At 50.2% G+C, this 235-nt stretch carries 1 pseudogene; it reads left to right on the top strand.

Annotation, left to right across the window (positions count from 1 at the left end):
- A pseudogene (prfB, locus tag Q4563_RS22740) lies at positions 1–142 on the top strand (peptide chain release factor 2); the annotation flags it as partial.
- Between the last annotated feature and the right edge of the window lie 93 nt (positions 143–235).

Raw genomic sequence — 235 nt, 5'->3', positions numbered from 1 at the left:
GGGCAGCCAGATTCGCTCCTATGTGCTTGACGACCAGCGCATAAAATATTTGCTCACCAGCGTACAGACCAGTAACTTCCAAACCGTACTCGACGGCGGCTTAGATTTATATATTGAAGCGAGCCTCAAGGCTGGACTCTAACCAAACAAGTTATGCCCATGACTGACGAAAAGCAAACTGTACAGGAAGAAAACAAACTGAGCGCCGAGCGCCGCGCCAAACTCGCCCAGATTC

It is taken from the genome of Gilvimarinus sp. 1_MG-2023 (assembly GCF_030548285.1).
The sequence above is the reverse complement of the archived record's forward strand: the minus strand, read 5'-3'. Positions and strand labels throughout refer to the sequence as shown.